Origin of the sequence: Mesorhizobium sp. M0894 (genome assembly GCF_040319725.1) — a bacterium.
GTDB lineage: Bacteria > Pseudomonadota > Alphaproteobacteria > Rhizobiales > Rhizobiaceae > Mesorhizobium.
In genome coordinates this window covers 297478-318915 of record NZ_JAMYOG010000006.1, presented here as the reverse complement: position 1 = coordinate 318915, position 21438 = coordinate 297478, and the positions used below count along the sequence as shown (strand labels likewise).

Genomic DNA, 21438 nt, shown 5'->3' with positions numbered 1-21438 from the left:
CGCACGAGCAGGGCTGCCGCAAGCGGGGTCATTCGAGGCCATCCGCATCAGCCGGGCCCCTCCATTACCTTGCGCGTGTGGCGGGCGATGACACCTTCTTCGTCGGTCGCCACGACGCGGACTTCGACCTTGCTCTCCGCCTGGCTCATCAGCGCGGCATGGGAGCTGTTGGCTGCCTCGTCGATCGCCACGCCGAGCCAGCCAAGCCTGTCGCAAATCGCTTTGCGGGCCGGAGCCGAGTGCTCGCCGATGCCGCCGGTGAACACCAGGCATTCGAACCCGCCCAGCGTGTTGGCGAGGGCGGCAATCTCCCTGGCGGCGCGGAAGGCGAAAAGCTCCACCGCTTCGCGCGCCCGGCGGTCGTCGCTGGCTTCCAGCGTGCGCATGTCGCCGGAAATGCCGGACACGCCGAGCAGGCCGGATTCCTCGTAGAGCATGTCTTGCAGCGCCTCTCCCGAAATCCCTCTTTCCAATAGCAGGTACAAAAGCACGCCCGGATCGATGGCGCCGCAGCGTGTGCCCATGACCAGGCCGTCAAGCGCCGAAAAGCCCATCGTCGTATCGACGCTTCGCCCGTCGCGCATGGCGCACAGGCTCGCCCCGTTGCCGAGATGGGCGACGATGGTTCTTTTCGCCGCCAGATCGGGCGATATCTGCTTGAGCCGGCCGGCGACATATTCGTAGGAAAGCCCGTGAAAGCCGTAGCGGTGGATGCCGTCTGCCTCATAGTGGCGCGGCAGCGCGAAACGGCTGACCAGAGGCTCGATGGTCCGATGGAAGGCCGTGTCGAAGCATCCGACCTGCGGCAGGTCGGGTCGCAACGCGGCAAGCGCCCGGATCGGCGCGAGGCTGCGCGGCTGGTGCAGTGGCGCAAGCGGCGTCAGCCTGTCGAGAGCCTCGATAATTGTCGGCATCAGGCGGACAGGTTCGACGAACTCGCGTCCGCCATGGACGATGCGATGTCCGGCGGCGATCAGTTTCCTTCCGCCAAGTTCGTTCTCGATCCATTGCAGCATCTGGCCGATGCCCATCTCGCGTGATGCGTCTGCGGCAAGTGGCCGATCGCACTGCAGCTCCCCATCGGCGGCTTTCGCGGTCAGCCTTGGCGCATCGCCCAGATCCAGTGAACCGCGCGAGGCAAGATCCAGCTCGGCGGACGCTGCAAGATCGTAAAGTCGGAACTTGATGCTCGACGAGCCGGCATTCAACGCAAGGATCGATCGTCGCATCAATCGCCGGCCCTCGTCGCGCTGTCCTGTGGCCAGGACCATTTCTGGATCTCGGGCATGTCCTCGCCATGTTCGCGGACATAGGCCGTGTGCTCAGCCAATTTCCCATGCAGCGCCGCGGCAAGATCCTTCGCCCGCTCGGCCAGCCCCGGCACGCGCGCGATCGCGGCGAGCGCCAGATGATAGCGGTCGAGCTGGTTGAGCACCACCATATCGAACGGCGTCGTCGTCGTGCCTTCCTCGCGAAAGCCATGCACATGCATGTTGTCGTGGTTGGCGCGCCGGTAGGTCAGGCGGTGAATGAGATAGGGGTAGCCGTGATAGGCGAAGATGACCGGCTTGGCTTTGGTGAACAGCGCGTCGAATCTGTCGTCGGCAAAGCCATGCGGATGCTCGGAATTCGACTGCAAAATCATCAGGTCGACGACATTGACGACGCGGATCTGCAGGTCCGGAATGCCTGAGCGCAGGATGTCGGCTGCGGCAAGCGTCTCCAGCGTCGGCACGTCGCCGGCGCAAGCGAGAACCACATCCGGATCTTCGCCCTTGGCAACCGTCCCGGCCCATTCCCAGATGCCGGCACCGGCCTTGCAGTGCGCTTCCGCGTCTTCGGCGGACAGCCATTGCGGCGCCGGCTGCTTGCCGGCGACGATGACGTTGATGCGGTTGTAGGTTTTCAGGCAATGGTCGGTGATCCACAGCAGCGTGTTGGCGTCGGGCGGGAAATAGAGCCTGACCGTGTCGGCCTTCTTGTTGGCGACGAAATCGGCAAAGCCCGGGTCCTGATGGCTGAAACCATTGTGATCCTGCCGCCAGACATGCGAGGTCAGCAGGTAGTTGAGCGAGGCGACCGGCTTGCGCCAGGCAAGTTCGCCGGAGGTCTTCAGCCATTTGGCGTGCTGGTTGACCATGGAATCGACAATGTGGACGAACGCCTCGTAGCACGAGAACAGGCCATGGCGGCCGGTCAGCAGATAGCCCTCCAGCCAGCCTTGGCAAAGATGTTCACTGAGCACTTCCATGACGCGGCCGTCACGGGAAAGATGGACGTCGTAGGGCTCGATCCGCTCCATCCAGACGCGGTCCGTAACCTCGAACACGTCGTCGAGGCGGTTGGAGGATGTCTCGTCCGGTCCCATCAGCCGGAAATTCCTGGCCTCGGCGTTCAAGCGGACCACGTCGCGAAGATAGCTTCCGACCGTGCGCGTCGCCTCTCCCACAGTGCCGCCCGGACGCGGTACGTCGAGCGCCAGGCCTTTCCAGTCGGGAAGCACGAGGTCCTGTTTCAGCAGGCCGCCATTGGCGTAGGGGATTGCGCCCATGCGTCGTGACCCCGTAGGTGCCAGCGCCGCGAGCTCCGCCAGGAGATGGCCGCCTTTATCGAACAGTTTTTCCGGCTCGTAACTGCGCATCCAGTCTTCGAGGATCTGGCGGTGCGCCGCATCGCCGCGTGCGTTCGATACCGGTACCTGGTGCGAACGCCAGAAATCCTCGACCTTCTTACCGTCGACCTCTTTCGGCCCAGTCCAGCCCTTTGGGCTGCGCAGCACGATCATCGGCCACAGCGGCCGCTCTCCCTTCCAGCCCGCGGCTCGTGCAGGCTCCTGGATGGAGTGGATCCGGTCGAGCACGGTATCGAGCGTGCGGGCCATCTCCCGATGCATCGCAGCAGGTTCATGACCTTCGACGAAGAAGGTTTCGTAGCCATAGCCGAGGAACAGGCTGCGCAACGCCTCGTCTTCCATGCGGCCGAGGATCGTCGGGCTGGCGATCTTGTAGCCATTGAGATGCAGGATCGGCAGGACGGCGCCGTCGGATGCCGGGTTCAGGAACTTGTTGGAATGCCAGGCCGCGGCGAGCGGACCGGTCTCGGCTTCGCCGTCGCCGACGACGCAGGCGACCACAAGGTTCGGATTGTCGAAGGCGGCGCCGAAGGCATGGACCAGTGCATAACCGAGCTCTCCGCCTTCGTGGATCGAGCCGGGCGTCTCCGGAGCCGCGTGGCTCGGCACTCCGCCGGGAAACGAGAACTGCCGGAACAGCTTTCGCAAGCCGTCTTCGTCCTTGCCGACCTCGGGATAGATCTCGCTGTAGGTCCCCTCGAGCCAGGTGTTCGCGACCATTGCCGGGCCGCCGTGACCCGGACCGCAGATGAACAGAACATCGAGACCACGTTCACGGATGATCCGGTTCAGATGCACATAGATGAAATTGAGGCCGGGTGTCGTGCCCCAATGGCCGAGCAGCCGCGGCTTGATGTGCTCGGGCAGCAAAGGCTCGCGCAAGAGCGGATTGTCGAGCAGATAGATCTGGCCAACCGAAATGTAGTTCGCGGCGCGCCAGTAGCGGTCCATCACATCGATCTGGTCAAGGCCGGTTGTTTGCGCAGTGGTGCGGGCCTCGTCGTTCATAGAAATGCCTCCGGAATACCCTCGTCCGTCGTTATCTGGGGTGGCGTCGCGCCGGAGAAAGGATTTGCCTCGAAATAAGTTAGGGCGGCCGCCAGCGCCGCTTGCCGATCCTGCAACCTGGCGAGCCCGACAAAAGCGGGTCGGTCTTTGGGGAACCTCGGGGCTTGCCAACGGTTAGGAAGGTGCACCGCATTGTATGAATCCAGGCGGACTGCCGAGGCCCTGGGACATGGACCGGCCAAAGTGCCGTTTGAGCAGCTTGGGCGATTGTGGCGGAGGCCCATAGGAGGAGCAAAAAAATGCTCGATCTCTCCCATGCCCGCAACCAAATGGTCGACATTCACTTAAGCCGCCGTGGCATTCGCGACCGCAATGTCCTTCAGGCGATGCGCGAGGTGCCGCGCGAGGCTTTCGTCGAGCCTGGTTTTGAAGAATTTGCCTATGAGGACGGGCCGCTGCCGATCGCCGAAGGTCAGACGATATCGCAGCCCTACATCGTTGCGTTGATGATCGAAATGGCGGAGATCGGAGCCGGTGACCACGTCCTCGAGGTTGGCACCGGCTCGGGCTATGCGGCTGCCGTAATGAGCCGGATCGTCGAACGCGTCTACACGATCGAGCGCCACGCCGCGTTGGCTGAAACGGCAAGGCAGCGGTTTAAAAAGCTTGGCTACGACAATATCGAAGTCCGCACCGGCGACGGCACCAAGGGCTGGCCCGAGGCGGCACCCTTCGATGCGATCCTGGTTGCGGCCGCCGGGCCCGGCGCACCGCTCGCCCTGCAAGAACAGCTCGACGTCGCCGGCCGGCTTGTCATCCCGGTCGGCGACGAATTCGACTCGCAGCGCCTGCTCAAAGTCACCCGGACTGGCGCAGCAACTTACACCGAGGAGGATTTCGGCGGCGTGCGGTTTGTTCCACTGATCGGCGAGCAAGGCTGGGGCGAGCCAGGCAGCGACAGCCAAATAGCGGCCGATCTTCCGCACCGGCATCAGCGCAGAAGCAGCCTGCCGCAGATGATAGCGACCGCCGCCGAACCGCTTCCGGATTTCGACGATCCCGCCTTCGGTGCGCTGTTCGACCGGTTTGCCGACCGCCGCGTCGTCTTGCTCGGCGAAGCCAGCCACGGCACGTCGGAGTTCTACCGCGCGCGCGCCGCGATCACTCGCAGGCTGATCGAGAAGCATGGCTTCACCATCGTCGCGGTCGAGGCCGACTGGCCCGATGCCGCGGCGATCGACCGCTACGTCCGTCACCGGCCACCGCGGCCGGGCGCCGATCCGCCGTTCCAGCGCTTTCCCACCTGGATGTGGCGCAACACCGACGTCGCGGCGTTCGTCGACTGGATGCGAGAGCATAATGAGCGGATCAGGATATCCTCCCGGCGGGCCGGGTTCTATGGCCTCGACATCTACAATATGGGCGGGTCGATCGCGGCGGTCTTGCAATATCTCGACCGGATCGATCCGCAGGCGGCAAGGATCGCACGCGAGCGCTATGGCTGCCTGACGCCGTGGCAGAACGACCCGGCCACCTATGGCCGTGTCGCACTCACCTCCGGCTACCAGAAATGCGAGAAGGCCGTGCTCGAGCAATGCCGGGAACTGCTTTCCAGAGAGCTCGACTATGCGCAGCAGGACGGCATCGATTTCCTCGACGCCACCCAAAACGCCCGCCTGGTCGCCTCCGCCGAACGCTATTACCGCACCATGTATTACGGCGGCGCGCAGTCCTGGAACCTGCGCGACACCCACATGTTCGAAACACTGGAGCACCTGCTGCAGGCCCGCGGCCCGGCCGCCAAGGCGGTGGTGTGGGCACATAATTCCCATATCGGCGATGCCCGCTATACCGAGATGGGGATCGTCAGGGACGAAGTGAACATCGGCCAGCTCTGCCGCCAGCGTTTTGGCGACGAGGTTGCCTTGATTGGGCTCAGCACGCATTCCGGGACGGTGGCCGCCGCCACCGACTGGGACGGCGACATGGAAGTGAAACCGGTTCGGCCTTCCCACAACGACAGCTATGAGCGGCTTTGCCATGACAGCGGCGTCTCGCCTTTCCTGCTCGATTTCGAGCGCGACGACACGCTGCGCCAACGGCTTCTGGAGCGCCGGCTGGAACGCTTTATCGGCGTTATCTACCGGCCGGAGACCGAGTTGCACAGCCACTATGCGGATGCCTCGCTCGCCCGCCAGTTCGATGCTTTCGTCTGGTTCGATGAAACCAGTGCCGTGACGCCGCTTGGGCCGGAACATGCAGGGACAGGCCTTCCCGAGACCTATCCTTTCGGGCTCTAGCGAGTTTGGACCCTGGGGAAGCGGAAAATCGGAATAAGGAGGTCACCAATGGCCGGAAAGAAGACTCATGAGCAGCAATTGCGCATCATCGAAGAGCGCGAGAATACGAAAAACGCTGGCAAGGATTTCGACGCGGAAGCGGATTTGAAAAAGACCAGGCAAGAGCGCGAGGCGTTCCGGCGCGGTGCCGAGCTCAGATCGGACCCCAAGGACATTGCCGATCCCGACGACCGCAACATCATCCGCGGCGAGCATCAGGAAAGCGCCCACAACAAGCATCGCGCCGACCGCTGAAACGGCGGGATCGCTTAACGTTAAGACAGTATGGCGCCGGTTCCCGTTCCCCGATCTGACGGATGCAGCGTTCGTGGCCGCAAATTGGCGGACGAGGGCGCCGTCTTGATCCCCTCGGCGCTATTCAGCAAAAAATGTCGCGGCGACAGCAATTGAGACGAGGCTCAGCATCGCCAGGCCTGCCCTGGCGACATGCGAAGTCTCCCAGACGTTGCGCAAATCTCTCCAGTCGCCGGTCTGCTTTCGAGAAAACATTGAAAAAAACGTCGCGGCTGATTGCGGCATGGCAACGTCTTGCACCCAGAAATTATTGACGGGATGCGTGACCAACCAATAGGTCGCATGTTCCGCCAGCAGGAAGACAAGCGCCGCCAAGGTCCACCAGAATCGAGCGCTTGGATAAGGCGTCAGGTAGAGCAGGATGGCGAGTGCAATGATGCCGCCGATCTCGGCAAACCCGCCGATCGTGAAGCCGGGATAGTAGATCGCCTGCACTGATTTGTAGGTAGCCTCCTTGAGGCGCAACTTGCCCGGCAACTCCAAAGCGTGCGCAAGCGACAGCGCCATCGTGACAGCGACCAGAAGAAGGCGGCGATCATCAATACGCGCATGTTCCTGCTCCCTGACCACAGCGTGGTTGGTGATCCGGTAAAGGCGACGCCACCCGACTTCCCTGCAGGCCGGTTCGGTCATTCCCCGATCTGGCTGGTCGACCGTTCGTGGAGTGTGGCGCCGGTCTGCGCGTCGACCGCGACCATGCTGACCTCGTAGCCCCAGAGCTTGCGGATATGGCGCAGCGTGGCGTCACGGCTGCCGCCTTCCAGCACGATGCCGTCCTTGACCTTGTGCTGCAGGCGCAGATGCCGGTCGCCGAGCAGGTCCACGTCCACCACCTGGATGTCCGGCCGGCTGGCGCCGATGTCGTAGCTGTGGGCGAGTGCGGCGCGGACGCTCTCGTAGCCGCGCTCATTGTGTATCGAGGCGACTTCGTAATGCGGGTCGTTGGCGGCATCGGCAAGGACAAAGAACCGCCATTTCCGTATCAGGGTAGGGCTCAGATACTGGCGGATGAAGGACTCGTCGCGATGGTTGGCCCAGGCGTCCAGCAAGGTCTGGCGCCAGTCGCCATTGCCGGCGATATCGGGAAACCAGTCGCGGTCCTCAGCCGTCGGCGCGGTCGAGATGCGCTGGATGTCCTGCATCATGTCGAGACCCAGCGCGTAAGGATTGATACCGGAAAAGCGCGTATCGTCGAACCCTGGCTGGAAGATCACGTTCGAATGGTTGCGCAGGATTTCCAGCATGGCACCTTCGCCGATCAGGCCGCGGTCGAACAAAAGGTTCATCAGCGTGTAATGCACGAAGGTGGCGCAGCCCTCGTTCATCACCTGCGTTTGCCGCTGGGGATAGAAATACTGCGCGATCACGCGGACGATCCGGATGACCTCACGCTGCCACGGTTCCAGGATCAGGCTGTTCTTCTCCAGGAAATAAAGCAGGTTCTCCTCGGGCAGCTTGAGCGATTTCTTGCGCTCCGTCATGGTATCCGTTTCGCGGACCTTGGTGCCGTCCTTGGAAGGCGGCAGCGTGCGCCACAGATCGTTGTAGGAACGTTCCTCGTATTCCAGGCGCTCGCGAATCCCCTCGCGCTGCTTTTCCGACGACAGCTTCGGCGGCCGGTGATATCTGAACACGCCCTGTTCCATCAGCGCATGTGCGGCATCGAGGATCTCTTCCACCGCATCGACGCCGTGCCGCTCTTCGCAGCGGGCAATATAGCCCTTGGCAAAGTCGAGATAGCTGAGGATGGCGCCGGCGTCCGTCCACTGCCGGAAAAGATAATTGTTCTTGAAGAAATGGTTATGGCCGAGCGCCGCGTGCGCCGTCACCAGCGCCTGCAGGGCCATGGTGTTTTCCTCCATCAGATAGACGATGCAGGGATTGGAATTGATGACGAGTTCGTAGGCCAGCCCTCGCCCACCTTTGCGGTAGAGCAATTCCTGGTAGAGGTAGTGCTTGCCGAACGACCAATGCCGGTACATCAGCGGCATGCCGACAGAGGAATAGGCGTCGAGCATCTGTTCGGACGAGATGATCTCCATCTGCACCGGATAGACGTCGAGGTGGAGCTCTTCGGTGGCGACCGCCTCGATGGTCTCGTAGGCGCGCGACAGCGTCCTGAAATCCCAGTCGGAACCGGAAAACAGCAACCCGGATTTGCTCGCCATCAGCCCCCTCTTTCACCGCTCTTTTGATAACCCGGCTGTCTGGCGAAGAGTTGGCGGAAAACCGGGTAGATGTCGGCCGCCGTGGCGATGCGGCTCATCTGGAAGTTCGACCATCTCAGCTTGACCGCACTGTAGGCACGCCACAGCGACGTGCCGTTGTCGGTAGCGCCGAAGATGTGGCTCTCACGCTCGTCGAGGATCTCGACATAGGCAAAATACTGGCAAAGCCGCATGATCTGTTCGTCGAGAAGGGCGATGCAGCGCTCGGAATCGGTGACGAAATTGTCGCCGTCCGAGGCCTGGGCGACATAGATGTTCCATTCGCGGCTGGGATAGCGTTGCTCGACGATGCGGTGCATCTCCTCGAGCGCCGTGGAAACCACCGTGCCGCCGCTCTGGGTGTTGTAGAAGAAGGTTTCCTCGTCCACCTCCTGCGCCTCGTGCGTGTGGCGGATGAAGACGACCTCGGTCCGGTCATAGCGCCGCTTCAGGAACAGGTGCAGCAGCACGAAGAAGCGCTTGGCCAGATCCTTCTCGCGTTCGCCCATCGAACCGGACACGTCCATCAGGCAGAACATCACCGCATTGGCGTTCGGCACCGGCTGGGCGTCGAAGCGGTTGAAGCGGATATCGACCGGATCGACAAAGGCGATCCGCTTGCGGCGGCGCTCCAGCCGCTCAAGCTCTTCCTGCAGCGCCACGATGCGCTGCCGCATCTCGGCGTTTTGCGGCTTGGCCTCCAGCGTCGCGATCTCCTGCGCGACAGCGTCGACCGCCTCCTGCTTGGGACGCCTGAGCGCTATGCGGCGGCCATGGCTGTTGCGCATCGTGCGTCCGACATTGATGTTGGTCGGCGAGCCGGTCGCGGCGAAGCCGGCCCGGCGCGGCTTGAAGGCGAGGATCTCCTTGAGGTTGAGCTTGACCATATCAGGCAGTTCGAGGTCTTCGAAGAAGAGGTCGAGCACCTCTTCGCGCGACAGCACGAAACGGAAATCGTCCTCCGATTCGGTTCTCCCCGGGGCGGATCCCATGCCGCCGCCCTGGCCCGGCTTGGGCAGCCGGTCGCCTGGGGCAAAATGCTTGTTGCCGGGCAGGACGTGCTGGCGGCTGCCGCTGTTCCGGGCATCGTTGAAGCTCGGCTCGCCGGTGCCTCGCGCCGGCATCGAAACGGCATGCTCGGCGTCCACGTCGGCGATCTTGCCGGTGCGGATCTGATCGCGGATGGTGCGCTTCAACTCTTCGCGCGCCCGCCGCAGGAAACGCTGCCGGTTGCCGAGGCTTTTGTCCTTCGGGTTCAGTCGGCGATCGATGAAGATCGGCATATGTTACCCCGGGCTGGCTTCAACCCGCCTTGTTCACCCGCATGTACCAGTCCACCAGCCGGCGGACCTGGCGCTCGGTGTAACCGCGCTGGATCATCCGCTGCACGAATTCGGTATGCCGCTTCTCCGTCACGCTGTCTTGCTTGGAGCCGAAGCTGATCACCGGCAGCAGATCTTCGACCTGCCCGAACATCCGCTTCTCGATGACTTCGCGCAGCTTTTCATAGCTTGTCCATGACGGGTTACGGCCGTGGTTTCTGGCCCGCGCGCGCAGCGTGAACTTCACCACTTCGTTGCGGAAGTCCTTGGGATTGGCGATGCCGGCCGGCTTTTCGACCTGCGACAGTTCGTTGTCCAAAACCTCGCGATTGAGGATCTGGCCGGTATCGGTATCCTTGAAGTCCTGATCCTCGATCCAGGCATCGGCATAGGCGATGTAGCGGTCGAACAGGTTCTGGCCGTATTCGCTGTAGGATTCCAGATAGGCCTTCTGGATCTCGTGGCCGATGAACTCGGCATAACGGGTGGCGAGCTCCGACTTTATGAAATCGAGATAGTCCGCCTCGGTTTCCTTCGGGAACTGCTCGCGCTTGATCGCCTCTTCCAGGATGTACATCAGATGCACCGGATCGGCGGCGACCTCTTCGGTGTCGTAGTTGAAGGTCTGCGACAGGATTTTGAAGGCGAAGCGGGTGCTGACGCCGGTCATGCCTTCATCGACACCGGCCGCGTTTCGGTACTCCTGGACCGACTTCGCCTTGGGATCGGTTTCCTTGAGGTTCTCGCCGTCATAGACGCGCATCTTGGTGTAGAGCGGCGAATTGTCGTGTTCGGCCAGGCGGGTCGAAACGGTGAACCGGCTGAGGATATCGAGCACTTCCGGAGCGCAGGGGCTGGAGGCCAATTCGCTTTCGCGCAACAGCTTCTCGTAGATCTGCCGCTCTTCCGTGACCCGCAGGCAATACGGCACCTTGACCACCAGGATGCGGTCGAGGAACGCCTCGTTGTTCTTGTTGTTCTTGAACTGCAGCCATTCCGATTCGTTGGAATGGGCAACGATGATGCCCTGATAGGGGAAAGCGCCGAAATTCTCGGTGCCGTTGTAGCTGCCTTCCTGGGTCGCGGTCAGCAGCGGATGCAGCACCTTGATCGGCGCCTTGAACATCTCGACGAATTCGAGCAGTCCTTGCGTCGTCCGGTTCAGGCCGCCGCTATAGGAATAGGCATCCGGATCGGACTGGCTGAAGTTTTCCAGCTGCCTGATGTCGACCTTGCCGACCAGGGCCGAAACGTCCTGGTTGTTCTCGTCGCCCGGCTCGGTCTTGGCGATGCCGATCTGGCGAAGCCTGGACGGCATCAGCTTGACGACGCTGAATTTGGAGATGTCGCCGGACAATTCGTCGAGGCGCTTGGCCGCCCAGGGCGAGATCAGGCCGTTCAGCCGCCGCCGGGCGATGCCGTATTTGTCCTCCAAAAGGTCGCCCATGCGGTCGGGGTCGAACAGCCCGAGCGGCGATTCGAAGACCGGGCTGACCTGGCCGCCGACCTTCAGCGTATAGATCGGACGCTGCTCCATCAGCCTTTTCAACTGCTCCGCAAGCGAGGACTTGCCGCCGCCGACCGGGCCGAGGAGATACAGGATCTGCTTGCGTTCCTCGAGCCCTTGCGAGGCATAGCGGAAATAACCGGCGATACGCTCGATCGTATCCTCCATGCCGTAAAAGTCGGCGAAGGTCGGATAGATCTTGATGGTCCGGTTCGAAAAAATACGGCCGAGCCGCTCGTCCTTGCTGGTATCGACAAAGGTCGGCTCGCCGATCGCCTCGACCATCCGCTCGGGCGCCGAGGCGTACATCGACTTGTCCTCGCGGCAGGCAAGCAGATATTGCTGGAGGCTTATCTCCTCCTGCGCCGCATTCTTGTAAACCTCGGAAAACAGATCGAAGACGTCGGATTGATTCTCACGCATGGTATTCCTAGCCCCGGAGCCGGTGTGGCTGCACGTTTGTCTCTTGAACAACCAAATGTCGGAAAGCCCTTGTGGTTCCCTTCACTTTGCAGAGAGTGCCTGTGACCGAATGATAAGACTCTAGATAAGAGCATCCTGCATGCCGACAAGGCGTGGAACGTCCTGCTCGAGGCACAAAATCCTGAATCACGCCACGCGGTGCGGGCGACCTCCGACAAGACGGAGGAACGGTTCTGGTCCTTCCCGGTTGTGAGGGAAAGGAGACGGTTCGATGTTTGAGACTAGTTTGTGGTTGCTCGTTGTTGCAGGCGGTCCACTGCTGCTGGCAATCCTGATCGCCTACGCCCTGCTCACCCAGCGCCGTCGCGGCCCGGCGGAGCGCAGGGAAAGCGAGCGCGCGACCGAGCGCCTGTACCAGGAAAAGAAGGACTGACCGACGGGATCGCAGCTCAGCTGCGGGCAACCGCCAGCCCGGCCACTTTTTCGGCGCGCAGCAGCATGCCGAACAGGTCACGCGGCTCATCGGGATCGGCCAGAAGGTCTAGTTCCTCGTAAAGGCCGGTCCGCTGAAGCTGATCGCGGACGTAGCGTAGCGCGGAAAAATCCTCGATCGCAAAGCCGACGGAATCAAACAGCGTGATCTGTCCGGCGTCCGTCCGGCCTGCTGCCTTTCCTGTCATCACCTGCCACAATTCGGTGATCGGATGGTCCGCATCGAGCTGCTGGCTCTCGCCTTCGATGCGCGTCTGCGGCGGATATTCGACGAAAATATCCGAGCGCAGCAGAATGTCGCGATGCAGCTCGGTCTTGCCCGGGCAGTCGCCGCCGACCGCGTTGATGTGCACGCCGGACCCGACCATGTTGTCGGTCAGGATTGTTGCCGATCGCTTGTCGGCGGTTACCGTGGTGATGATCTGTGCACCTTCAACGGCCTCCTGCGCCGACGCGCAGAGCTTGATGTCGAAACCCATGCCGGCAAGGTTCTTCATGCATTTGGTCGAGGCCGCCGGGTCGATATCGTAGAGGCGCAGCCTGTCGACGCCAAGCAGCGCCTTGAACGCAATAGCCTGAAATTCCGATTGCGCGCCGTTGCCGATGATCGCCATGCATCTGGCGGCCCCGGGAGCGAGGTATTTCGCCGCGACCGCCGAGCTGGCCGCCGTTCGCAGGGCAGTCAGGATGGTCATTTCCGAAAGCAGCATCGGATAGCCGTTGCCGACATCGGCAAGCACGCCGAAAGCGGTCACGGTCTGGCGGCCGTCACGCGTGTTCTTCGGATGCCCGTTGACGTATTTGAAGCCGTAAAGCTGCCCGTCGCTGGTCGGCATCAGCTCGATGACGCCGTCAATGCTGTGCGAGGCGACGCGCGGCGTCTTGTCGAACAGCTCCCAACGCCTGAAATCCTCTTCGATATAGGCGGCAAGCTCGACCAGGAAGCGCTCGATGCCGATGGCAAGCACCAGCTTCATCATGCGGTCGACGCTGACGAACGGAACGATGTTCAAATTGACGGTCATGGCTCAGAACCCCCTCGTCGGGCGATCCATGATCCGCCGGCCCATCAGGCTTGCGGTCAGGTCGACCAAAAGCGTGGCGGTGCGGCCGCGCTCGTCGAGAAAGGGGTTGAGTTCGACCAGGTCGAGACTGGTGACGAGCCCGCTGTCATGCAGCATTTCCATCGCCAGATGCGCCTCGCGGAAGGTGGCGCCGCCGGGAACGGTGGTGCCCACCGCCGGCGCGATCGACGGGTCGAGAAAATCGACATCGAGGCTGACATGGAGCATGCCGTTGGCGGCGCTCACCCGTTCGAGAAAGGCGCGAAGCAGTTGCGCGATGCCGTGCTCGTCGATCGAACGCATGTCGTGGACCGTCACGCCGGCTCTGCGCAACGCATCCCGTTCCGCCAGGTCCACGCTGCGGATTCCCAGCGCGCATATGCGAGCCGGGTCCACCTGCGCCGCGAGGCGGGGGAAATAGCCCTCGAAGCCGGGCTGCCCGCTGGCATAGGCCAGCGGCACGCCATGCAGATTGCCGCTGGTCGTCGTGTCGAGCGTATGAAAATCGGGGTGGGCGTCGAGCCACAGCACGAAGAGCGGCCGGCCGGCATTCGCTGCCCGGCGGGCAATGCCGGCGAGCGTGCCGGCCGAAATGCTGTGGTCGCCGCCGAGAAAGATCGGCATTGCGTCGGCGCTCGCAGCATAGGCGGTTTCGCTGATCGCTGCCGTCCAGGCGGCGATTTCCGGCAGCGCCTTCACCACCGCGTTGCCGTGTACGACAGGGCGCATGTCGGCAGGGACAATCGTTCCGAGGTCGGTCAGCGTATGGCCAAGCTCGGTCAGCGCGCCGGCCAGACCGGCCGTGCGCAGCGCGCTCGGCCCCATCTCGCAGCCCATCCGGCCAGAGCCGGCCTGGATCGGTGCTCCCACGATCACGCAGTGCATTCTCGTACCCCACCAAATTACGATGCCTTTAGTGAACCCCGCATCGCTGGCAGAATGAACATATCAAATTGGTAAATTTGTCGAAGTGCCTTACCATAGTGGCAGCATCTACTTCCGTTGTGAGCAATCATGGACCGGCTCGACGAGCAGATCATCACCTCTTTGCGGCATGACGCCCGGCGCAGCATTTCCGACCTTGCCGTTAGCCTGGGTGTCTCCCGGGCAACGGTAAGGTCCCGGATCGAGCGACTTGAAAGAGGAGGCGGCATCGTCGGCTACACCGTCATTCTACGCGCCGACGCGGTCGATCAGCGGGTGCGTGGCATCATGATGATCGAAATCGAAGGCCATGCCGCAGATCGCGTCATCCGGGCGCTGGGCGGCTTCTCCGAGGTCTCGACGATCCACACCACCAATGGCCGTTGGGATCTGGTGATAGAACTCGGAACCCAGACGCTGAGCGAGTTCGATGCGGTGCTGAGACGTATCCGCCTGATCCCCGGAATTACCGGCAGCGAAACAAGCCTGCTCCTGGCAACGCCGCGCACCACCAAAGCGCGGCTGTGACCTTCGCCCGTGACCTGTAGCGGTAACGAAGCTACGGAACCTTCAATTGCTGCCGCGGTTAGAGCAATTCCAGGAAAAGCGTGGAACGATTTTCCGTTCGGAATTGCGTCAAAACAAAAAGATTGAGCGGTTCGGCGTTTCCGCGAAACCGTTCCAAGCCCACACAGGCCTTCTTCGAGGGAGAACAAGCATGGCTCACGCCCAGCAAGAACTCGTCGAATTCGTTATCAGCAAAGCCTTCAATCCGGTCATGCGGGCCAAACCCGACGGAAAATCCGATGCCGAGCGCAAGATGCTCGAACATGTTCAGCAGGCCACGAAGACCGAGATCGAGCGCTATCGCCGTTACGGCTCGGCTGAGGAGGTCGCGACCAATTTCAAGCGCGACCTGAAATCCGACGCTGCCAAAAAGTTGCACGCCCAGCTGCGACGCCTGCATCTGCCGACGATCGAGGACATTCGCGACGACTTCGAGGACAAGGCCCGCGCGTTAGGCGTCAAGGCCTCGCCGTAGATCCGCGACCGGTCGTCCTCGGTGACGTCCGTCCGGTTGTCATCACAATCCGTCCTTGGTCGGAGGCCACCCTGACCGAACCGTCTCGGGGATGTTGTCCGACGTCAGCTCGCCCCGATTGAGCTTTTCAATCGCTTCACCGGCTTCGCTCTCGTCGAGACCGGAAAGCGGCAACCCGCCGACCACGACGGCTTCGTCGCTCTCGCTGTCATAGACCTCCCAGAGGCCTTCCGGATCCTGTCGTTTGTCGTAGGGCATGGCCACTCCTCCAGGCAACGCCGCTATTGTACGGCCGCTACCCATTTCAGGGCCTGAGCCTTTTCGTCTTCCGGGAACACCCGCGCCTCGAGTTGCGGAAACAGCGCGTCCGTCATTTCCGTGGCTGCCTTGATCCACTGCTTGTCGGAAATCACGGCGGCACGTTTGAAGCGGTGGAGCTCGCGGAGTTTGCTCAGCCCATACTGCAGGTCGCGCCGTAAGGCGCCAGCCGTCATGTCTTCGAAATCGGTAAGGTCAGTCAGGACGCCGATGTCCTTGTGGTCGCTCAGTTTCGCTTCGATGGCCGGGATTGGCTGGCTGCCTGAAACAAACTCGGGCCATTCGCGGATGTTCCCTGCCAAAAGCGTGTTTCACTTCGACCTAAAATGACGATCGGCTGGCTTCCTGACCGGTCCTCGGATCGCCTGCGTGACGACGGTATAACGCGTGATTTGGCCCTCCACGGGGTCCTCTCCGTGGAAGTGGATCTCTGCATTCAGCGGCATCTGCGCGGTGTTGCCGAATTGCTTGACCGCGCACGCATGCACGAGCTGTACGTCGGGGTCACGCGTCATGGCCTCCATTGCCGCAAGCTCTGCCGTGCTGCTGCCGCCGATCCGCCAGCTGGCTTCCAGCACACCCGATCGCCAGATGCCCGAGGAATCGACACCTTGGCCGATGTCGTAGTTGCGCCTCGAGGCGAAAAATCCGGGATGGCCAAGCATCGCCGCGTCGTAGGTCCTCGCCTGCGCCACAGCCAAAGTCAGCGCCGGAGACAGCTGCAGCCTGTCGAGCGCTTCCCATCCGCCGCGCACGACGACCAGATCGGATCCGCCGTAAACGGGCTGTCCGGCATTGTCGGCGGTCATCCGCTGCACGCCGTAATAGCTGACCGATGTTCCGTCGATCGCGGTTCTGCCAATGCTCAGCGTGACAATGTCGCGAAGCTCCGTTTCGAGAACAAGCCCGTATTCGCTTAGGTCGGAGGATGGATATCGTTCCAGCAGCCTTTCGATATCGGCGACCGTCGCGGCGGTGTGCTGGTCGCGGCCCCGCGAAGCGCGCGGTGGCTTGAACCGGACCAGCCCGAGCTGCAGCAGACGTTCCGCTGCGCGCAGCGCGTCATCGCGTGAAAATGCGGTGTAGCCTGGCAGTACGGCCGCGCCGACGGCGCTGCCGAAGCCGGTTGGCCAATCTTTTGGCCGTGCCGCCGACCCGTCCACCAGCTCGTGGGTTATGGCCTTGGTGGTTGCGAGGCGCCAGGGCACCACACCGCCGAAGAGGTCGTCGGGCCCGTTGATGCCCAGTTGGACCGCATCGGCGGCAAGCAGGCTGTCGTCCGGCACGAAATACAGCCCGCCGTTGTGACCGCCCCAGTCACGCAGGCCCTGGCGGAAGGAAAATCCCTTCAACGCCGCAATCGTGCGCGCGACGGCAGCGACGGTCTCCCATTCGTGGGCATAGATGGTCTCGCCGCCCGGCGCGGAGAACGCGACCACAACACCTTTTGCTCCGCCCGATTGTGTGCCGCTTAGCCCGGTCATGTCGCGCCGCCCTTCGTCCATTGCCGGGCCCATTGCCGTTATTCCGCGGCGATGCGTCCGAACCGAAAAACCCGCTTCCTCGGCGAATGTTCCGGGCAACGGCGCGCTATCCGGTTTGACCGAGTTGCGGCGATCGGAACATCGGCGGCTCATGGTTTTTATGCGGGAGCCTCAGACAGGGTGATGGATGTGCTCAAGGAGGCCGCGCCCCGCGCCCTGGGAGCGGCCGAGGTCGTCGACACATTCGAACGGGCTTGAGACCGAGCTGGCTGTCGCATGAACTGCGGCCAACGGCCGGAACTGTCACTAGCGGTTCATGTTCATGATCGCATTCGTCGGCATCAAATTGTGGTCGAGGTTGGCCATGATCCAGATCGAGCCGCCGATCACCAGGACGACGATCAGCACGCCGAAGGCAAGCGCCAGGGCGTTGTTGGTGTTGTCCGGCCCCGTCGTGATATGCAGGAAGAAGACGAGATGCACGCCCATCTGCGCGATCGCCAGCACAATCAGCGCCACCGGGATGCCCGGTGCCCATATAAGGTTGGTTCCGAGCAACCAGAACGAGGCGATGGTCAACAGCGTTGCCAGCCCGAGGCCGATCACATAGCCGCGTAACCCGGATCCGACCTCGGCGTCGCCGAGGTATTCGTCACCCGGCGCCGTATCGATGTCGTAGCGCTCCAGGCCATCGGTGTCGCGCCTTTGCGCATGGCGGTCGTCAGCATTGCTCATCGACTTGCTCCCAGGAGATAGACCACCGTGAACAGGGCGACCCAGATGATGTCGAGGGCGTGCCAGAACAGGCTGAAGCACATGAAACGCCGAAGAATATCGTCGCGGAATCCCTTGGCGAAGATCTGCGCCATCATCGTGAGCAGCCACAGCAGCCCCGCCGTCACGTGCAGGCCATGGCATCCCACCAGCGTGAAGAACGCCGACAGGAAAGCACTGCGCGTCGGTCCGGCATCGCGGGCAATCATATGCGCGAACTCGCGGAGCTCGAGCAGGATGAAGCTGGCGCCGAGCACGAAAGTGAGAGCCATCGCAACATAGAACCAGGAGCTTCGCCGCGCGGTCACGGCGAGGCTGGCGAGACCGCAGGTAAAGCTCGACAACAGCAGGGCCGCCGTCTCGATCGCGACGTTGCGCAGGTCGAACAGCTCGGCTCCGCTTGGTCCGCCCGCCGTCTTGCCCGCCAGCACAGCGTAGGCCGCAAAGAAGGCCGAGAACATCACGATGTCGCTCAGAAGGAAGATCCAGAAGCCGTAGCCGACGACGATCCGGATCGGTGCCGGTCCGCCGTCGCCATGGCCGGGGGCATGGCCGTGCCCGCGATGGCCGAGGTGGTAGGGGTCACGCTCTCGAACGTCGATCGCGGTCATGGCCTTGGCCCCGTATACGTGGCCAGCGCCTCGCGGCGGGCACTTCGGTTGGCGCGGTCGATCCGGGCGACTTCGGCGGCAGGAATGACGTATTCGGGTATGTCGCGCCACGCGAATACGACGAAGGTGGCGAAAGCACCGAGCGCGCCGAGCGCCACCATCCACCAGATGTGCCAGATGAGGGCGAAACCCATCACGGTCGCAAAGAAGGCGCAGATGAACCCGGTGGGACTGTTGCGCGGCATCTCGATCGGCTCGTATTCAGGCTCGTCGCGCAGCCGGTTTTGCTCGCGTGCCCGCTGCTTGATGCTCCAGTAGGGCTCTTCGCCCTCGACATGCGGAAGCGCGGCGAAGTTGAAGACCGGCGGCGGCGAGGGTGTGGCCCATTCCAACGAACGCCCGTCCCAGGGATCCCCGGTGACATCGCGAAGCGCCGCGCGCTGTCGGATGCTGACGACGAGCTGAATGATCTGGGCGACCACGCCGGCGGTGGTGATTAACATGCCGGCGCCGGCAACCAGCACCCAGGGATACCAGGCCGGCACGTCGAAATGCTGCATGCGGCGGGTCATGCCGAGCAGGCCGACGGTGTAGAGCGGCACGAAGGTGGCGTAGAAGCCGATCAGCGTCAGCCAGAAGGCCAGCTTGCCCCAGCCCTCGTGCAGCCGGAATCCGAATGCCTTGGGAAACCAGTAGGTATATCCCGCGAAGGCGCCGAACAGCACACCGCCGATGATGACGTTGTGAAAATGCGCCACCAGGAACAGGCTGTTGTGAAGCAGGAAATCGGCTGGCGGCACGGCCAGCAACACGCCCGTCATGCCACCGATGACGAACGTCACCATGAAGCCAAGCGACCACAGCATCGGCGTCGCGAAGCGGATGCGGCCGCCATACATGGTGAACATCCAGTTGTAGATCTTCACGCCGGTACCGACAGCGATGATGCTGGTGGCAATGCCGAACGCGGCGTTGACGTCGGCGCCGGCGCCCATGGTGAAAAAGTGGTGCAGCCACACCATGAAGGAGACGATGCAGATGAAGAGCGTCGCGGCCACCATCGAGCGGTAGCCGAACAGCGGCTTGCTGGAGAAGGTGGAGATGACCTCCGAGAAGATGCCGAATGCCGGCAGGACGAGGATGTAGACCTCGGGATGGCCCCAGGCCCAGATCAGGTTCACGAACATCAGCATGTTGCCGCCGGCTTCGTTGGTGAAGAAATGAAAGCCGAAATAGCGGTCGAGCGTCAGCATCGCGAGCGTGGCGGTGAGGATCGGGAAGGCGGCGACGATGAGCAGGCTGGCGGCGAGTGAAGTCCAGCAGAACATCGACATGCTGAGGTAGCTCATGCCAGGCGCCCGCATCTTCAGGATCGTGGTGACGAAATTGATGCCGGTGAGCAGCGTTCCGACGCCCGCTATCTGCACCGCCCACAGATAATAATCGACGCCGACGCCCGGCGAGTAGGCGGTCTCGCTGAGCGGCGGATAGGGCAGCCATCCGGTACGCGCGAATTCGCCGATCACCAGCGAGATGTTGACCAGCAACGCACCGGTGGCGGTGAGCCAGAAACTCACCGAGTTGAGCGTCGGAAAGGCAACGTCGCGGACGCCGAGCTGCAGCGGCACGACCAGGTTCATCAGGCCGATGACGAACGGCATCGCCCCGAAAAAGATCATGATGGTGCCGTGGGCGGAAAAGACCTGGTTGAAGTGGTCGGGCGGCAGATAGCCGGGCGCCTGGAAGGCGAGGGCTTGCTGGGACCGCATCATGACGGCGTCGCTGAAGCCGCGCAGCAGCATCAGCAGCGCCAGCAGCGTGTACATGACGCCGATCCGCTTGTGATCGACGCTTGTGATCCATTCGCGCCACAGATAGGGGAAATGGCCGGCCAGGAAGACCCAGGCCAGCACGCCGAGGATTGCCAGGGCGACGACCGCCGAGGCGATCATCGGCAGAGGCTGATCGAACGGGATGACGTCCCAGCTCAATTTTCCGAGCATTGTCAGCCTCCTGTCTTGGGCGATACGCTCGGCTCGGGGCGACCGGCCTGGGGGCCGGGCGCGGGCGGAACGCCCTGCGTCGCGATCTCATGGAAAAGGTCCGGCTCGACCGAGCGATAGGTCGAAGGCGGCACGTCCAGGCTCTGTCTGGCCAGTTCCTGGTAGCTGGCCCTGTCGAGTGCCTGTCCTTGGCTTCGCGCCGAATTGACGAACGCGTCGAAGGCGTCGACCGCGACAGCATGCAGCACGAATTGCATGCCTGGAAAACCGTCGCCGCTGAAGTGGGCCGACCGCCCATAAAATTCGCCCTGCTGATCCGCCTGCAGGTGAAGCTGCGTCGTCATGCCGTTCATCGTGTAGATCATGCCGCCAAGCTGAGGCACGAAGAACGCATTCATGACACTTGCCGAGGTAAGCGAGAAATGCACCGGCCTGCCCGCCGGCACCACGAGCCGGTTGATGCTCGCGACATTCTGCTCGGGGTAGATGAACAGCCATTTCCAGTCGAGCGAGACGACCTGCACCTCAAGCGGCTGTTGCTGGGAATCCAGCGGCTTCATTGGATCGAGGTCATGCGACCCGATCCAGATGATGCCGCTCAGAAACAGGATGACGAGGATGGGGATCGACCAGACCACCAGTTCGATGCGTCCGGAATAGGCCCATTCCGGCAGATACCGCGCTCTTGTGTTGGTTTCCCGGAACCACCAGGCAAAGCCGAGCGTCGCCACGATCGTCGGGATGACGATGGCCAGCATGATGGCAACCGAATTGAGCAGGATCGTGCGCTGCGCCGCGCCGACTGGCCCGTGAGGGTCGAGCACGCCGCCCTGGCAGCCGGCAAGCAGCCCGGCAAGTAGCGTCGTCGCGCCGACGCGGCCAAGAACGGCACAGTTTCGAACGATCGCCCTCAGCAACATGAGATCTCGCCGTTTCCTGAAAACCGATTGGAACGTTGCAGGCAGCGTGGCTG

At 62.5% G+C, this 21438-nt stretch carries 20 protein-coding genes; 5 read left to right on the top strand and 15 right to left on the bottom strand.

What is annotated here, in order from left to right; translation table 11 throughout:
* Positions 1 to 47 precede the first annotated feature (47 nt).
* Together NKH91_RS14980 and NKH91_RS14975 are read right to left on the bottom strand one after the other, a co-directional pair.
* Positions 48 to 1229: an acetate/propionate family kinase gene (locus NKH91_RS14980; RefSeq protein ID WP_352846941.1), complete on the bottom strand. Its 1182-nt coding sequence runs from the start codon at positions 1227 to 1229 to the stop codon at positions 48 to 50.
* A complete protein-coding gene (locus tag NKH91_RS14975; RefSeq protein ID WP_352481445.1) occupies positions 1229 to 3640 on the bottom strand; it encodes a phosphoketolase family protein in 2412 nt (803 codons plus the stop codon). The genes NKH91_RS14980 and NKH91_RS14975 overlap by 1 nt, the downstream gene beginning before the upstream one ends.
* Before the next feature lie 299 nt (positions 3641 to 3939).
* Here NKH91_RS14975 and NKH91_RS14970 point away from each other — a divergent pair, with 299 nt between their 5' ends.
* Complete coding sequence (locus NKH91_RS14970) at positions 3940 to 5940, top strand: protein-L-isoaspartate(D-aspartate) O-methyltransferase (protein ID WP_352548026.1); 2001 nt, start codon at positions 3940 to 3942, stop codon at positions 5938 to 5940.
* 48 nt (positions 5941 to 5988) lie between these two features.
* Positions 5989 to 6234: a hypothetical protein gene (locus tag NKH91_RS14965; protein WP_023720508.1), complete on the top strand. Its 246-nt coding sequence runs from the start codon at positions 5989 to 5991 to the stop codon at positions 6232 to 6234.
* 120 nt (positions 6235 to 6354) lie between these two features.
* Here NKH91_RS14965 and NKH91_RS14960 read toward each other — a convergent pair whose 3' ends face one another.
* The 4 genes from NKH91_RS14960 to NKH91_RS14945 are packed head-to-tail and all read right to left on the bottom strand — an operon-like array spanning position 6355 to position 11753.
* The gene (locus NKH91_RS14960; protein WP_352548028.1) at positions 6355 to 6927 is read right to left on the bottom strand and encodes a DUF1772 domain-containing protein; all 573 of its coding nucleotides are present in this window, start codon (positions 6925 to 6927) and stop codon (positions 6355 to 6357) included.
* Positions 6924 to 8462 carry a SpoVR family protein gene (locus tag NKH91_RS14955; protein ID WP_352548030.1) on the bottom strand — a complete coding sequence of 513 codons (1539 nt, stop codon included), beginning with the start codon at positions 8460 to 8462 and terminating at the stop codon, positions 6924 to 6926. The genes NKH91_RS14960 and NKH91_RS14955 overlap by 4 nt, the downstream gene beginning before the upstream one ends.
* On the bottom strand, positions 8462 to 9784 hold the full coding sequence (locus NKH91_RS14950) for a YeaH/YhbH family protein (protein ID WP_023720505.1): 1323 nt from the start codon (positions 9782 to 9784) through the stop codon (positions 8462 to 8464). The genes NKH91_RS14955 and NKH91_RS14950 overlap by 1 nt, the downstream gene beginning before the upstream one ends.
* 19 nt (positions 9785 to 9803) lie before the next feature.
* Positions 9804 to 11753, bottom strand: coding sequence for a PrkA family serine protein kinase (locus NKH91_RS14945; protein ID WP_023720504.1), 1950 nt, complete (start codon positions 11751 to 11753; stop codon positions 9804 to 9806).
* 271 nt (positions 11754 to 12024) lie between these two features.
* Between NKH91_RS14945 and NKH91_RS14940 the strand changes: the two genes are divergently transcribed.
* A complete protein-coding gene (locus NKH91_RS14940) occupies positions 12025 to 12186 on the top strand; it encodes a hypothetical protein (protein WP_023720503.1) in 162 nt (53 codons plus the stop codon).
* Positions 12187 to 12202: 16 nt separating this feature from the next.
* Here the strand turns inward: NKH91_RS14940 and ocd are convergent, their stop codons facing one another.
* Positions 12203 to 13270, bottom strand: coding sequence for an ornithine cyclodeaminase (gene ocd / locus NKH91_RS14935; protein ID WP_023720502.1), 1068 nt, complete (start codon positions 13268 to 13270; stop codon positions 12203 to 12205).
* A 3-nt stretch (positions 13271 to 13273) separates the two neighbouring features.
* Positions 13274 to 14194, bottom strand: a complete 921-nt coding sequence (gene rocF / locus NKH91_RS14930) for an arginase (RefSeq protein WP_352481448.1) — start codon at positions 14192 to 14194, stop codon at positions 13274 to 13276.
* A gap of 129 nt (positions 14195 to 14323) precedes the next feature.
* Between rocF and NKH91_RS14925 the strand changes: the two genes are divergently transcribed.
* Entirely contained in the window at positions 14324 to 14761 is a 438-nt protein-coding gene (locus NKH91_RS14925) for an Lrp/AsnC family transcriptional regulator (RefSeq protein ID WP_352495082.1), read from the top strand.
* A 190-nt stretch (positions 14762 to 14951) separates the two neighbouring features.
* On the top strand, positions 14952 to 15275 hold the full coding sequence (locus tag NKH91_RS14920) for a hypothetical protein (protein ID WP_352884818.1): 324 nt from the start codon (positions 14952 to 14954) through the stop codon (positions 15273 to 15275).
* A gap of 42 nt (positions 15276 to 15317) precedes the next feature.
* Here NKH91_RS14920 and NKH91_RS14915 read toward each other — a convergent pair whose 3' ends face one another.
* The 7 genes from NKH91_RS14915 to cyoA form a co-directional block, all read right to left on the bottom strand.
* Positions 15318 to 15533, bottom strand: coding sequence for a hypothetical protein (locus NKH91_RS14915; protein WP_352481451.1), 216 nt, complete (start codon positions 15531 to 15533; stop codon positions 15318 to 15320).
* A 23-nt stretch (positions 15534 to 15556) separates the two neighbouring features.
* Positions 15557 to 15895 carry a SpoIIAA family protein gene (locus NKH91_RS14910; RefSeq protein WP_352481452.1) on the bottom strand — a complete coding sequence of 113 codons (339 nt, stop codon included), beginning with the start codon at positions 15893 to 15895 and terminating at the stop codon, positions 15557 to 15559.
* Between the two features lie 9 nt (positions 15896 to 15904).
* Positions 15905 to 17110: a DUF3182 family protein gene (locus NKH91_RS14905; RefSeq protein ID WP_352846817.1), complete on the bottom strand. Its 1206-nt coding sequence runs from the start codon at positions 17108 to 17110 to the stop codon at positions 15905 to 15907.
* Positions 17111 to 17383: 273 nt separating this feature from the next.
* Complete coding sequence (gene cyoD / locus NKH91_RS14900) at positions 17384 to 17812, bottom strand: cytochrome o ubiquinol oxidase subunit IV (RefSeq protein ID WP_023720496.1); 429 nt, start codon at positions 17810 to 17812, stop codon at positions 17384 to 17386.
* Positions 17809 to 18462: a cytochrome o ubiquinol oxidase subunit III gene (cyoC, locus tag NKH91_RS14895; RefSeq protein ID WP_023720495.1), complete on the bottom strand. Its 654-nt coding sequence runs from the start codon at positions 18460 to 18462 to the stop codon at positions 17809 to 17811. The genes cyoD and cyoC overlap by 4 nt, the downstream gene beginning before the upstream one ends.
* The gene (gene cyoB, locus NKH91_RS14890; protein ID WP_023720494.1) at positions 18459 to 20465 is read right to left on the bottom strand and encodes a cytochrome o ubiquinol oxidase subunit I; all 2007 of its coding nucleotides are present in this window, start codon (positions 20463 to 20465) and stop codon (positions 18459 to 18461) included. Before cyoB ends, cyoC begins: the two co-directional genes overlap by 4 nt.
* A gap of 2 nt (positions 20466 to 20467) precedes the next feature.
* The gene (gene cyoA / locus NKH91_RS14885; RefSeq protein WP_084642829.1) at positions 20468 to 21385 is read right to left on the bottom strand and encodes a ubiquinol oxidase subunit II; all 918 of its coding nucleotides are present in this window, start codon (positions 21383 to 21385) and stop codon (positions 20468 to 20470) included.
* Positions 21386 to 21438 lie beyond the last annotated feature (53 nt).

Excerpts from the sequence above, each read along its gene's own strand:
- NKH91_RS14980 (WP_352846941.1), bottom strand. The coding sequence starts at position 1,229 with ATGCGACGATCGATCCTTGCGTTGAATGCCGGCTCGTCGAGCATCAAG.
- NKH91_RS14975 (WP_352481445.1), bottom strand. The coding sequence starts at position 3,640 with ATGAACGACGAGGCCCGCACCACTGCGCAAACAACCGGCCTTGACCAG.
- NKH91_RS14970 (WP_352548026.1), top strand. The coding sequence starts at position 3,940 with ATGCTCGATCTCTCCCATGCCCGCAACCAAATGGTCGACATTCACTTA.
- NKH91_RS14965 (WP_023720508.1), top strand. The coding sequence starts at position 5,989 with ATGGCCGGAAAGAAGACTCATGAGCAGCAATTGCGCATCATCGAAGAG.
- NKH91_RS14960 (WP_352548028.1), bottom strand. The coding sequence starts at position 6,927 with ATGACCGAACCGGCCTGCAGGGAAGTCGGGTGGCGTCGCCTTTACCGG.
- NKH91_RS14955 (WP_352548030.1), bottom strand. The coding sequence starts at position 8,462 with ATGGCGAGCAAATCCGGGTTGCTGTTTTCCGGTTCCGACTGGGATTTC.
- NKH91_RS14950 (WP_023720505.1), bottom strand. The coding sequence starts at position 9,784 with ATGCCGATCTTCATCGATCGCCGACTGAACCCGAAGGACAAAAGCCTC.
- NKH91_RS14945 (WP_023720504.1), bottom strand. The coding sequence starts at position 11,753 with ATGCGTGAGAATCAATCCGACGTCTTCGATCTGTTTTCCGAGGTTTAC.
- NKH91_RS14940 (WP_023720503.1), top strand. The coding sequence starts at position 12,025 with ATGTTTGAGACTAGTTTGTGGTTGCTCGTTGTTGCAGGCGGTCCACTG.
- ocd (WP_023720502.1), bottom strand. The coding sequence starts at position 13,270 with ATGACCGTCAATTTGAACATCGTTCCGTTCGTCAGCGTCGACCGCATG.
- rocF (WP_352481448.1), bottom strand. The coding sequence starts at position 14,194 with ATGCACTGCGTGATCGTGGGAGCACCGATCCAGGCCGGCTCTGGCCGG.
- NKH91_RS14925 (WP_352495082.1), top strand. The coding sequence starts at position 14,324 with ATGGACCGGCTCGACGAGCAGATCATCACCTCTTTGCGGCATGACGCC.
- NKH91_RS14920 (WP_352884818.1), top strand. The coding sequence starts at position 14,952 with ATGGCTCACGCCCAGCAAGAACTCGTCGAATTCGTTATCAGCAAAGCC.
- NKH91_RS14915 (WP_352481451.1), bottom strand. The coding sequence starts at position 15,533 with ATGCCCTACGACAAACGACAGGATCCGGAAGGCCTCTGGGAGGTCTAT.
- NKH91_RS14905 (WP_352846817.1), bottom strand. The coding sequence starts at position 17,110 with ATGGGCCCGGCAATGGACGAAGGGCGGCGCGACATGACCGGGCTAAGC.
- cyoD (WP_023720496.1), bottom strand. The coding sequence starts at position 17,812 with ATGAGCAATGCTGACGACCGCCATGCGCAAAGGCGCGACACCGATGGC.
- cyoC (WP_023720495.1), bottom strand. The coding sequence starts at position 18,462 with ATGACCGCGATCGACGTTCGAGAGCGTGACCCCTACCACCTCGGCCAT.
- cyoB (WP_023720494.1), bottom strand. The coding sequence starts at position 20,465 with ATGCTCGGAAAATTGAGCTGGGACGTCATCCCGTTCGATCAGCCTCTG.
- cyoA (WP_084642829.1), bottom strand. The coding sequence starts at position 21,385 with ATGTTGCTGAGGGCGATCGTTCGAAACTGTGCCGTTCTTGGCCGCGTC.